The sequence below is a fragment of the Mesorhizobium sp. M7A.F.Ca.AU.001.01.1.1 genome (assembly GCF_004022735.1).
Lineage (GTDB): Bacteria > Pseudomonadota > Alphaproteobacteria > Rhizobiales > Rhizobiaceae > Mesorhizobium > Mesorhizobium ciceri.
Genome location: NZ_RZPF01000149.1, coordinates 1 through 10,676, shown reverse-complemented (window position 1 = coordinate 10,676; position 10,676 = coordinate 1). Strand labels below are relative to the sequence as shown.

Below are 10,676 nucleotides of genomic sequence, written 5' to 3'. Positions count from 1 at the left end.
GGTCGATCCGTCCTGAAAGTCATCGCCACACCGTTTCGGGCTGTGCCGCGCTCTCTCTCCATTACGCTCGGCTTCATGGTCTGGATCGCCGTCATCGGCGGCTGGTTCGCGCTGACCTATTCCGGAGCGGTCAAGGAAATGTTCCTGCCTCGCCCCGAATCCGTGTTGTCCACCACCATCAGCATGGCGCTTGACGGGTCGTTGTGGGAGCATGTTTTCGCCAGCGTCCAGGTGGTGTTGATCGGCTTCGTCCTTTCGAGCATCGTTGCGGTGCCGCTTGGATTGACGATGGGCACCTATCGCATCGTCCAGGCCGTTCTCGAACCGTTGGTCAATTTCATACGCTATCTGCCGGTGACGTCCTTCGTGCCGCTTTTCATCCTGTGGATCGGCATCGGCATCGAGCAGCGCGTTGCCGTCATCGTCTTCGGCGTCTTCTTCCAGCAGCTCGTCATGATCGCCGACAGCGCTCGCAGCGTCCAGCGCGACCTTGTCAACGCAGCCTATACGCTCGGCACGAAACGAGGCGACACGGTCTTCCACATCGTCTTTCCGGCCACGCTTCCGAGCGTGCTGGATGTGCTGCGCGTCACCATGGGCTGGGCCTGGACCTATCTCGTCGTGGCCGAACTCGTCGCCGCCCGCAGCGGACTTGGCTACATCTCGCTCAAAGCCATGCGCGGCTTTCAGGTCGACGTGATCTTCATGGCCATCGCCATGATCGGCATCCTTGGTCTTTGCACCGACCAATTGTTCCGGGGCATCCGCCGCCTCGTCGCTCCCTGGGCCAATTGAGGAACACGCACACATGGACGCCCTGAATCTTACGACGAAACCAAAGAGTTCCGACATAGGCATCGACAATGTGGTCCTGCGCTACGGCAAGGGTGACAATGCGGTGCTGGCGCTGGATGGCATTTCCTTTCACGTCGTGCCCAACGAATTCTGTGTGATCGTCGGCCCATCCGGCTGCGGCAAGTCGAGCCTGCTTTATCTCGTCGCCGGTCTTGAGGAGCGGACCGGCGGCATGATCGTAGTCGGCGGCAAGCCTGTTACCGAGCCGGGCCCGGATCGCGGCATGGTGTTTCAGGCATATACGCTGTTTCCCTGGCTTACGGTGGCGCAGAACGTCGAATATGGCCCGAAGCGGAAGGGCATTGCGCCGGCCGAGCGCAGGGTCATTGTCGAGCATTTTCTCCACGAGGTCGGTCTGGCAAAGTTCGCCAACCATTACCCGTCTCAGCTGTCGGGCGGCATGAAGCAGCGCGTTGCGATTGCGCGCGCGCTCGCCAATGATCCGGACGTGCTGCTGATGGATGAGCCTTTTGGAGCGCTCGACAGCCAAACCCGTCACAGCATGCAGAAGCTTTTGCTGAGGATCTGGGATCATTCCAAGAAGACGGTCCTGTTCGTTACCCATGACATCGACGAAGCGATCCTGCTGGCGGACAGGGTGCTCGTCATGTCCGGCCGGCCCGGTCAGATCAAGAAGGAAATCCGCGTAGGCCTCCCGCGTCCACGCAGCATGGATCTGGTCATGGAGCCGAACTTCATCGCCATGAAGCGGGAGATCCTCGAGCTCCTGAAGAACGACGAAGACGACGAGCACTAATGCATGTCGCTCAAAAGTGACCTCGGTTTTGGGCAGACGACATGCATGAAACAGACATCGGCAGTCTTCGGTGTGGATGATGAAACGGGCAAGGCATGAGCATCGAGGCGGCGGAATTTGACTATATCGTCATTGGCGCGGGCTCGGCCGGCTGTGTCTTGGCAAACAGGCTGAGCGCAGACCCGGCAGTTCGTGTCTGCCTGATCGAGGCGGGCGGCAGCGACGACCGCACCAGGGTGCGCGTGCCGGCCGGCATTCTCTCGCTCTACGGCAATCCGAACTTCGACTACGGCTACAAGGGCGTGCCGCAGCCGCTGCTCAACAACCGCCGCATACCGGTCAACCGGGGCAAGGTTCTTGGCGGGTCGAGTTCGATCAACTCGATGGTCTATATTCGTGGCGCCGCGCAGGACTACGATGAATGGGCAGCGCTTGGCTGTGCCGGGTGGTCCTATGCCGATGTCCTGCCCGTCTTCAAGAAATTGGAGCGGAACTGCCTGTTGCAGAGCCCCGCCTATCACGGATTCGACGGCGAATTGCTGGTCGACAATCCGCGCGATCCCAACGTGGTATCCAGCCTGTGGGTTGAGGCGGGCAGAGGCGTAGGCCTGCCCGAGAACCGCGACTTCAATGCCGGTGGCCAACTCGGCCTCGGCATCTACAACGTCACCCAGAACAGAGGCGAGCGCTTCTCGGCCTACAGCGCCTTTGTCCGGCCGATTCTCGGCCGCTCGAATCTACGGATATTGTCAGGCGTCGAGGTTCTTGATCTGGCGATTGAACGCGAGCGCGTCACCGGCGTCAACGTGATCAGGGAAGGCGCAACCCAACGGTTGGGGTGCCGAGCGGAGGTCGTCCTCAGCGCGGGTGCGATCGGATCGCCGCGCATTCTGCTTGCTTCCGGCGTCGGCCCGGCCGGGGAGCTGAAAGCAGCGGGGATTGAACCGGTCGCGAACCTGCCAGGCGTCGGTAAGAACTTGCGCGACCATGTCGATGGCATGATCACGGTGCGATCGAACAGCCGCAAGACGCTCGGCCTTTCACTTGCCAATCTTCCGGCGATGCTGGCGGCGCCGTTCCAGTATTTCGCCCGGCGCAAAGGCATGCTGACGACCAACTATGTCGAAGCCGGCGGCTTTGCCAGGACGAAGTATGCCGGGAGCATACCCGACATTCAGTTCCACTTCGTGCCGGGCTATCGCAGCCATCGCGGTCGGCTCGTCGAATATGGCCACGGCTATGCCGTGCACACCTGTGTGTTGAGACCCGGGAGCGTCGGCGAAATCACGCTTCAACGCGACGGCACCCGCCGCAATATGCTCATAGACCATCGCTTCTTCAGTGACGAACAGGATGCCCTGACCCTCGTCGAGGGCATAAAGGTCGCGCGTTCGATCCTGGCTTCGCCGGTTTTCGGCGGCATCCGCGGACCGGAAATCCTGCCTGGGCCCAACGTGAACACCGATGACGAGATTCTCGCCTATCTGCGTGCCGAGGCTCTTACCGTCTATCATCCGGTTGGCACGGCCAGGATGGGCAACGACGCCATGGCGGTGGTTGATCCCGCCGGTCTCAAGGTGCGCGGTTTCGACAATCTGCGCGTCGCTGATGCCTCCGTCATGCCGACATTGATCGGTGGCAACACCAATGCGCCATCCATGATGATTGGCGAAAAGGCGGCTATGGCAATACTGGCGTAGCCGTCTGCGCGCGGCCAATTCAGCATTTAGGAACAAGCTAACCACTGCCACATGAAATCGTAATTTTCGCTGCCCGGTCCCTCCAGTAAACCAACGATCAGACCTCCGCCGCATGCGCAGAAACTCTCGGGGAGAGCCAGAAAGGGCCGCTGAATGCCAGTCGAAACAGTAGACACGCTTGTTGTTGGCGGCGGCCAGGCGGGGCTGGCGATGAGCGAGCATCTGAGCAAGTGCGGCGTGCCCCATCTCGTGCTGGAGCGGGACCGCATCGCCGAACGCTGGCGTAGCGAGAGATGGGACTCGCTGGTTGCCAATGGTCCCGCCTGGCATGACCGTTTTCCCGGCATGGAATTTCCCAATGCCGGTCCGGATGCCTTTATCGGCAAGGAGAAGGTCGCCGACTATTTTGTCGCTTACGCCGACATGATCGCTGCCCCCATCCGCTGCGGCGTGGAGGTCAGGAAAGTGGAAAGGCTTGTCGGCCGTCCCGGCTTCCGGATCGAAACCTCGGATGGCGTGATCGAAGCCAGGAGCGTGGTTGCCGCCACCGGCGCTTTCCAGCATCCGGTCATCCCGGCCGTCGTTCCCGGGGACGCCGGACCTATGCAGATACATTCCAGCGCCTATCGCAATCCCGGCCAACTGCCCGCAGGCGCGGTGCTGGTGGTCGGCTCCGGGTCTTCGGGGGTGCAGATCGCCGACGAACTCCAGCGTGCGGGACGGCGGGTTTATCTCTCGGTCGGGCCGCACGATCGGCCGCCGCGGGCCTATCGCGAACGTGACTTCTGCTGGTGGCTGGGGGTTTTGGGCAAGTGGGACGCGCAGGCGCCTGCGCCCGGCACCGAACATGTCACCATCGCGGTCAGCGGCGCGCGTGGCGGCCAGACGATCGACTTCCGGCGCCTTGCCGCGCAAGGGATGACGCTGGTTGGCCGGACCGAATCCTACAGGCACGGTGTGATGATTTTCGCACCCGATCTGGCCAAGAATATCGCGCGCGGCGATGCGAATTACATGTCGGTTCTGGACGAGGCAGATGCCTATGTCGCCCGCAACGGCCTCGACCTTCCCCCAGAGCCCGAGGCCCGCAAGATCGGCCCGGACCCGCGATGCATGACCGATCCCATTCTCGAGCTGAACCTGTCGGAAGCCGGGATAGGTTCGATCATCTGGGCGACGGGATTCACCGTCGACTACAACTGGCTGAAGGTCGATGTGTTCGACGAAAGGGGCAAGCCGAAGCACCAGCGCGGTGTGTCGACCGAGCCCGGCATCTATTTCCTCGGACTGCCTTGGCAATCGCGCAGGGGGTCGAGCTTCATCTGGGGCGTCTGGCACGACGCGCAGCATGTGGCCGACCATATTTCCACGCAGCGCAAATACCTAGCCTACCATGCGTCCGCGAAGCGCGAGACCAAGGTGGCATAGACACGGCACCTCAAACGGGATGCCCCGACCTCGAGCCTGATCCGACGGAGACCAAGATGGCGCATACAAGAATTCGAAAGTTCAACACCAAGGACACTTATCCCGAGCAGAAGCTCGACAATGATCTGTGCCAGGCGGTCGTTACGCGGGGCGGCAGGACCGTCTATCTGCGCGGCCAATGTCCGCAGGACCTCGACACGGCCAAGAACATCGACAGCCATGATCCGGTCGAGCAGACACACAAGGTCATGCAGAACATCCGCCAGCTGATCGAGGAGTGCGGCGGCACCATGGAGCACCTGGTCAAGGTGGTGGTCTACATCACCGATGTGCGCCATCGTGAGGCGGTCTACCGTACCATGGGCGCGTATATCAGAGGCGTGCATCCCGTCTCGACCGGCCTTGTCGTGCAGGCCCTGGCGCGGCCGGACTGGCTGGTCGAGATCGACGGCACCGCCGTCATTCCGGACTGATTGCGATGACCTTTTCCATTGTCGCGCGGTGCGGCCGCACCGGCATGTTCGGGGTCGCGGTGTCCTCCTCGTCGCCTGCTGTTGCGGCGCGCTGCGCCTATGCGCAGGCGGGCGCCGGGGCCATTGCCAGCCAGAACGTCACCGATCCTACGCTTGGACTGCGCGGTCTCGAATTGCTGGCGCGCGGCGCGTCCGCGGCGGAGGCGATTGCCATATTGAAGCGCACCGGTGCCTATCCCGAATACCGGCAGGTGCTGGCTGTCGACGCCGCTGGAGCGACCGCGATCCATTCGGGTCCCAAAGCTCTTGGCATCTGGGCGGAGGCGCGAGCTGACAATGTCGCCTGCGGCGGCAACATGCTGGCCCATGATGGCGTGCCGCAAGCGATGGTCGAGGCCTTCCTGGCGTCGGAGGGGCATCTCGGCGACCGCCTCATCGCGACTATGCGCGCGGCGCTGACAGCCGGCGGCGAGGCTGGCCCTGTCCATTCCGCCGGCATGAAGCTGGTGCGTGAGGTGGCGTGGCCGGTCGCCGACCTGCGCTGCGACTGGACCGACGATTGTCCTATCGAGCAACTGGCGGCGCTGTGGCAACTCTACAAGCCACAGCTCGATGCCTATGTGACCCGCGCGATCAACCCATCCGATGCGCCGAGCTACGGCGTGCCGGGCGACGAATAGTCAAGACAGGGGTCACCTGCGATGAGTGAACTCAGCCACAAGGACTGGATCGGCAAGGCGTCCGCGATCCGTTTTCGTGACAAGGCGTTCATCGACGGCAAGACGGTCGCGGCGCGTTCGGGCCGGACCTTTGCCAGCGTCAATCCGGCAACGGGCGAGGTGCTGGCCGAAGTGGCGTCCTGCGGCGAGGAAGACATCGATCTGGCGGTTGCCGCCGCTAGGCGCAGCTTCAACGCCGGCGTCTGGTCGCGCACCAGCCCGGCGCACCGCAAGGAGGTGTTGCTGCGGCTGGCGCAGCTGCTGCGCGACAACCTGCATGAACTGGCCCTGCTTGAATCGCTGGACATGGGCAAACTGGTCAGGGATGCGGCCTCGGTCGACGTCCCCGGTTCGGCGGCGATCTTCCAATGGTATGGCGAGGCCATCGACAAGATCTATGGCGAGGTGGCGCCGACCGGCGAAGGCGATCTGGTGCTGGTGCGGCGCGAGCCGCTTGGCGTGGTCGGCGCGGTGGTGCCGTGGAACTTCCCGCTCGACATGGCGACCTGGAAGTGCGCGCCGGCGCTGGCGGCGGGCAATTCGGTGGTGCTGAAACCCGCCGAGCAGTCGCCTCTGTCGGCCCTGCTCCTGGCGGAGCTGGCGATGGAGGCGGGCCTGCCTGCCGGCGTGCTCAATGTTGTGCCCGGCCTTGGCGAAACCGCCGGCCAGGCGCTTGGCCGCCATATGGATGTGGATTGCCTCGCCTTCACCGGTTCGACCGCGGTGGGCAAGATGTTCCTGCAGTACTCCGGGCAGTCGAACATGAAGCAGGTCTGGCTGGAGACCGGCGGCAAGAGCCCCAACCTCGTCTTTGCCGACTGCGGGGATCTCGATGTGGTGGCCGATATGGCGGCCTTCGGCATCTTCTTCAACCAGGGCGAGGTCTGTTCCGCCAATTCACGCCTGCTCGTCCAGCGCGGCATCAAGGATGCCTTGGTGGAGAAACTGGTGCAGCGTGCGGCGGCCACGCAGCCCGGCGATCCGCTCGATCCGATTTCGAAAATGGGCGCGATGGTCGATAGTCGCCACGCCGCCAATGTCATGCGCTTCGTCGAGGCCGGTAAAAAGACCGCGCGCCTGGTCGCGGGCGGCGACATGGTCACGGTCAATGGGCGCGGCAGCTTTGTCCAGCCCACCATTTTCGACGATGTCACGCCTGCCGATCCGATTGCCCGCGACGAGATCTTCGGGCCGGTGCTTTCGGTCATTGCCTTCGATGACGAGGCCGACGCGATCCGCATCGCTAATGACAGCCCCTACGGGCTCGCCGCATCGCTGTGGACCGACAGCCTGTCGCGCGCGCACCGCATCGCCGGGCGGCTGCAGGCCGGCACAGTTTCCGTCAACAAGGTCGACGCTCTGAGCCCGATGACGCCGTTCGGTGGTTTCAAGCAATCCGGCTTCGGCCGCGACCTGTCGCTGCATGCGCTCGACAAGTACACCGCGCTCAAAACGACATGGATCAAATATTGATGGGCGCCTAGAGCGCATCGCGATCGAACGGATTCAAGTGATGCGCTTTAGGCCTTTGCTCCATGCATGTCGTTTGCGCAAAACCGGGGCCACTTTTGCGCGACATGCATTAGGCTTGATCGAAGCCCTCAAACCGGCAACATAGCCAGCCATGCCGCTACGCTTCACGCTCAGACAGCTGGAATATTTCGTTGCCGTGGGCGAAGCCGGCTCCATCGCCAAGGCGGCCGAGCAGGTCAATGTGTCGCCGCCATCGATTTCGGCCTCGATCGCGCAGTTGGAAACCGAGTTCGGCGTCCAGCTTTTTGTCCGCAAGCATTCGCACGGCCTCTCGCTCACCGCCGGTGGCCGCATCTTCCTCAAGGAAGCCGCCCGGCTGCTCAATGATGCCGATGCCTTGCATGACGTCGCCGGCGATTTTGCCGAGAAGGTGCGCGGCCCGCTGGCGGTGGGATGCCTGCTGACCTTTGCGCAGATCGTGCTGCCGGCGCTGCGCATGCGGTTCGAGCGTGCTTATCCCGATGTGCGCGTGCGCCAGTTCGAGCGCAATCAGGGGCAATTGCTTGAGATGCTGCAGCGCGGTGAAATCGACCTTGCCCTGACCTACGATCTCGAACTGTCGCAGGATATGACCTTCGAGCCGCTGATGTTGGTGCCGGCCTATGTCATGCTGCCGGCGGGCCATCGTTTCGCGGCCAAGGCGTCGATCACGACGGAGGAACTGGCCGACGAGCCGATGGTGCTGCTCGACCTGCCGTACAGCCGCGAATATTTCCTGTCGGCATTCCACCAGCGAGGGATCCGGCCCAACATTGCCGAGCGCACCGGCGACATTGCGGTCATGCGCTCCATGGTGGCCAACGGCTTCGGCTACGGCATCGCCAACATGCGGCCGCTCAACACGCTGGCGCCGGACGGCAAGCCGCTCGTCTTCGTGCCGTTGGACGGTGACCTGCGGCCGCTGACCATGGGCGTCGCCTTGCCCAATTCCGAACATCGTACGCAATCCGCCCAGGCGTTCATCGACCACTGCCGGCATTTTGTCGTCGAGCAAGGTGTGTTCGGCGCCGAGCGGGCCGTCGGCCAGGCAGCGCTTCCGCAGAAGTAGCGCCCGCTTACGCCAGTTGCTGGTCGGCAAGCCGCTTCAGCAATTTTTCCAGCATGTTGTCGCAGCGGCGCATCTGCTCGACGCTGACGAATTCGTCCGGCTTGTGCCCTTGCGCCATCGACCCCGGTCCGCACACGACCGTCGGCGTGCCGAGATCGCGGCTGAACAGGCCGCCTTCCGTGCCGAAGGCCATCTTGATGGTATTGTTGGCGCCGGTCAGCGATTTGACGAAGGCGACGGCTTGCGAACTGGCTGGCGTGTCCAGGCCGGGATAGGTGTTGGTGATGTCGATGTCGATTGCTGCCTCGGGCGCGATGGTCGAGGCTTCGGAAGCAATATGAGCAGCCTCCTTGCGCAGGCGGTCGAGAATCTCGTGCGGGTCGTCGGCTGCGACATTGCGGATCTCGAAGTCGACCTGGCAAAGGTTCGGCACGATGTTCAGCGCCACGCCTGCGTTGATCTTGCCGACATGGACGGTCGTGTATGAGATGTCGTAGTCGCCGTCGCGGGCGCCATCGCGCACCAGCCGGTCCTGTTCGCGGCGCAAGGCGGCGACGAAGTCGCAGCCGAGATGGATGGCGTTGAGCGCCAGCGGGGCCAGCGCCGAATGGCCTTCGCGCCCCTTGCAAAGCGCGCGTGCGGCAAGCTTGCCCTTGTGCCCCGTCGCCACCTGCATATCGGTCGGCTCGCCGACAATGCATAGCAGCGGCCGATGCGGGGCCGCTTGCAGCATGTCGACCAGGCTGCGCACACCGATGCAGCCGATCTCCTCGTCGTAGGAGAGTGCCAGGTGCAGAGGCGTCTTCAGCGTCATTTTCGCGGCCTTGAGGCACGCGGCGAGCGCGCAGGCCACAAAACCCTTCATGTCGGCCGCGCCGCGTCCGTAAAGCTTGCCGTCACGGTTCGTCATCTCGAAGGGCGGCAGCGTCCAGGCCTGGCCGTCGACGGGAACGACGTCGGTGTGACCGGACAGCATGATGCCGGAAGCATCAGTCGGTCCGATGGTGGCAAAGAGGTTGGCCTTGTGGCCGTCCTCGCTGTGGATGATCTGGCTGGCAGTGCCGTGTGCGTCTAGCAGGTCCGCCACGTAGTTGACGAGGGCGAGGTTCGAGTCGCGGCTCACCGTCGGGAATGCGAGCAGCTTTTCGAGGATCTGGATGCTGTCCATGCGTCTTGTGTCTCATTGGCCGTCGGTACTTCTAGCATCGCGTGGCCGGGGCCTTGAAGTCGCATTTGGCTCAGTCGGGATTCAGCGGATGCTAATCCGGATGTGTGCGATTAGGCGCGGCCTAACCGGCACAGAAGAAATCTGTTGTTTTCCGGCGCTTGCCGCAACTTATGAATGGTCTCACGGCATCAACCCACTGGGCTGGCCGGCTTGCGTCACGCCTCGAAACCATGATCGGGCGTGCTGCAGGGCGACGCTGGCAGGAAGGCACGTTCCATGCGCGATCCGCGTTATGATATTCTGTTTGAGCCCGTGAAGATCGGTCCGGTGACCGCCAAGAACCGCTTCTATCAGGTGCCGCATTGCAATGGCGGCGGCTATCGCGACCCTTCGGCCGCGGCCGAGATGCGCCGCACCAAGTCGGAAGGCGGCTGGGGCGTCATCTTCACCGAGCAAACCGAGATGCACCACACATCGGAGATCACGCCCTTCATCGAGCTCAGGCTGTGGGACGATGCCGATATTCCGGCGCTGGCGAAGATGGCCAAGGCAATGCACCAGCATGGCGCGCTGGCCGGCATCCAGCTGGCCTACTCAGGCATCAACGGGCCGAACCTCTACACCAAGGAAGTGCCGCGCGGGCCGTCGGCCCTGCCGATCCGCACCTTCACCAACGATCCGGTGCAGGCGCGCGCCATGGACAAGCAGGATATTCGCGACCTGCGCCGCTGGCATCGCAATGCCTTCAAACGGGCGAGGCTCGCGGGCTTCGATTTGGTGTGCCTCTACGGCGCGCATGGCTTCGGCATCATCCAGCACTTCCTGTCCACGGCCACCAACCAGCGCAGCGACGAATATGGCGGCTCGCTGGAGAACCGCTCGCGGCTGATGCGTGAGCTGATCGAAGAGGGCAGGGACGCTATCGGCGACACGTGCGGCCTGACGCTGCGGCTGTCGCTGGACGAGATGATCGGTGAGCTCGGCTTCGCCAATTC

The 10,676-nt window shown here is 63.2% G+C and carries 9 protein-coding genes and 1 pseudogene; 9 read left to right on the top strand and 1 reads right to left on the bottom strand.

Annotation, left to right across the window (positions count from 1 at the left end; genetic code table 11):
* The 8 genes from EN884_RS11865 to EN884_RS11830 form a co-directional block, all read left to right on the top strand.
* A partial coding sequence (locus EN884_RS11865; protein WP_245491925.1) for an ABC transporter permease occupies positions 1 to 795 on the top strand: 795 nt, incomplete at its 5' end.
* A 13-nt stretch (positions 796 to 808) separates the two neighbouring features.
* A complete protein-coding gene (locus EN884_RS11860) occupies positions 809 to 1,612 on the top strand; it encodes an ABC transporter ATP-binding protein (protein ID WP_013530446.1) in 804 nt (267 codons plus the stop codon).
* Positions 1,613 to 1,707: 95 nt separating this feature from the next.
* Positions 1,708 to 3,312, top strand: coding sequence for a GMC family oxidoreductase N-terminal domain-containing protein (locus EN884_RS11855; protein WP_063168706.1), 1,605 nt, complete (start codon positions 1,708 to 1,710; stop codon positions 3,310 to 3,312).
* A 153-nt stretch (positions 3,313 to 3,465) separates the two neighbouring features.
* The gene (locus EN884_RS11850) at positions 3,466 to 4,740 is read left to right on the top strand and encodes an NAD(P)/FAD-dependent oxidoreductase (protein ID WP_063168705.1); all 1,275 of its coding nucleotides are present in this window, start codon (positions 3,466 to 3,468) and stop codon (positions 4,738 to 4,740) included.
* A 56-nt stretch (positions 4,741 to 4,796) separates the two neighbouring features.
* On the top strand, positions 4,797 to 5,213 hold the full coding sequence (locus EN884_RS11845; RefSeq protein WP_063168704.1) for a RidA family protein: 417 nt from the start codon (positions 4,797 to 4,799) through the stop codon (positions 5,211 to 5,213).
* Positions 5,214 to 5,218: 5 nt separating this feature from the next.
* Complete coding sequence (locus tag EN884_RS11840) at positions 5,219 to 5,893, top strand: DUF1028 domain-containing protein (RefSeq protein ID WP_013530450.1); 675 nt, start codon at positions 5,219 to 5,221, stop codon at positions 5,891 to 5,893.
* A gap of 21 nt (positions 5,894 to 5,914) precedes the next feature.
* Positions 5,915 to 7,405 carry an aldehyde dehydrogenase gene (locus tag EN884_RS11835; RefSeq protein ID WP_024503970.1) on the top strand — a complete coding sequence of 497 codons (1,491 nt, stop codon included), beginning with the start codon at positions 5,915 to 5,917 and terminating at the stop codon, positions 7,403 to 7,405.
* Between the two features lie 151 nt (positions 7,406 to 7,556).
* Positions 7,557 to 8,513 (top strand): LysR family transcriptional regulator, encoded by a 957-nt coding sequence (locus tag EN884_RS11830; protein ID WP_063168703.1) that lies wholly within the window; start codon positions 7,557 to 7,559, stop codon positions 8,511 to 8,513.
* A gap of 7 nt (positions 8,514 to 8,520) precedes the next feature.
* On the opposite strand, the gene argE is transcribed toward EN884_RS11830, so the two are convergent.
* Complete coding sequence (gene argE, locus EN884_RS11825; protein ID WP_063168702.1) at positions 8,521 to 9,681, bottom strand: acetylornithine deacetylase; 1,161 nt, start codon at positions 9,679 to 9,681, stop codon at positions 8,521 to 8,523.
* Between the two features lie 276 nt (positions 9,682 to 9,957).
* Between argE and EN884_RS11820 the strand changes: the two are divergent.
* Positions 9,958 to 10,676 (top strand): annotated as a pseudogene (locus tag EN884_RS11820) (NADH:flavin oxidoreductase); the annotation flags it as partial.